This window comes from Streptomyces sp. YIM 98790 (assembly GCF_011421595.1).
Classification (GTDB): domain Bacteria; phylum Actinomycetota; class Actinomycetes; order Streptomycetales; family Streptomycetaceae; genus Streptomyces.
The window spans coordinates 1-1,509 of sequence record NZ_WTLH01000380.1 but is presented as its reverse complement, the minus strand read 5'-3'; the positions used below and the strand labels follow the sequence as shown (position 1 = coordinate 1,509).

At 73.1% G+C, this 1,509-nt stretch carries 1 protein-coding gene and 1 pseudogene; both read right to left on the bottom strand.

The window, feature by feature from the left end; all coding sequences use genetic code 11:
- On the bottom strand, nucleotides 1–825 hold an 825-nt coding region (locus GQS09_RS30845), incomplete at its 3' end, for a phosphopantetheine-binding protein (protein WP_313896385.1).
- A gap of 148 nt (nucleotides 826–973) precedes the next feature.
- Nucleotides 974–1,447 (bottom strand): annotated as a pseudogene (locus tag GQS09_RS30840) (AMP-binding protein); the annotation flags it as partial.
- Between the last annotated feature and the right edge of the window lie 62 nt (nucleotides 1,448–1,509).

Sequence of the window (1,509 nt, the reverse complement as noted above, 5' to 3'; positions counted from 1 at the left end):
GCGGATCAGCGCGGGCACCTCCACCGAACCGGGCGGAGCGATCTGCAGGCTGCCGCCCTCGCCCTCCTCCGGCAGCAGCCGGGAGCGCAGCACGTCGTGCCGGTCGAAGACCGCGCCCAGGGTCGCCGCCAGTCCCTCCCCGTCGATACCGGCAGGCAGATCCAGGACGGTGGACATGGAGAACCGGTTGAAGCCGCCGCCGAGTTCCCGCATGAACCGGGCGACCGGCGGCAGCGGCATGGTGCCGACCCCGCCGCCCGGCAGCTCGGCCAGCGCCGGGGCGGCTCCCGCGGCGTCCCCGGCGACCTCGGCGAGTTCGGCGACGGTGCGGTGCTCGAAGATCTGCCGGGGGGTGACCTCCAGGCCCTGGGCCCGGGCCCGGGCCACCACCTGGATGGAGCGGATCGAGTCACCGCCCACGGCGAAGAAGTCGTCGTCGACACCGACCCGGTCCAAGCCCAGCACCTCGGCATAGACCCCGGCCAGCGTCTCCTCCCGCGGCGTGCGCGGCGCCCGGTACGCCTCCGCGGTGTACTCGGGCTCCGGCAGCGCCGCCCGGTCCAGCTTGCCGTTGGGCGCCAGCGGCAGCCGGTCCAGCACCACCAGCAGCGAGGGCACCATGAATTCCGGCAGCCGGTCGGCGACGAAACGGCGCAGCTCCCGCACGGTGACACCGGCGCTCATGTCGGCCTCGAAGTGGCCGTAGTCGTCCACCCGGCCGCCGGAGTCGACACCGGAGGGAACCACGTAGCCGACCAGCCGCCGGCTTCCGCCGGGGACGTCCTGGGTGATGACGGCGGCCTGGGNGCTCCCGCACGGTGACACCGGCGCTCATGTCGGCCTCGAAGTGGCCGTAGTCGTCCACCCGGCCGCCGGAGTCGACACCGGAGGGAACCACGTAGCCGACCAGCCGCCGGCTTCCGCCGGGGACGTCCTGGGTGATGACGGCGGCCTGGGCGACGCCGGGGTGGGCGGTCAGCACCGCCTCCACCTCACCCGGCTCGATCCGCACACCGCGGACCTTCACCTGCACATCCGACCGGCCCGCGTACTCCAGCACACCATCGGCACGCCGCCGCGCCAGATCACCCGTGCGGTACATCCGCGCACCCGGCTCCCCGAACGGATCGGCCACGAACCGCTCCGCGGTCAGACCACCCCGCCCGTGATAACCCCGCGCAATCGCACCACCCACATACAACTCACCGACCACACCCACCGGCACCGGCTCCAGACCCGGACCCAGCACATACGCCCGCATGTTCCCCAACGGCATACCGATCGGCACACTGCCCGGGTTCTGCGTCTCCCCGGCCGGGCCGGCGGTGAAGGTGGTGGCGTAGAAGCTCTCCGTCTGGCCGTAGGCATTGACCACCCGGGCCCCGGGAATGGCCTGCCGCACCCGCTCCACCAGCGCCCGCGGCAACGCCTCCCCCGCGAACACCACCGCATCCGCCGCGATCCTCCCCGGCACCTGATCCAGCAGCTCCGCGAACACCGAGGGAACCG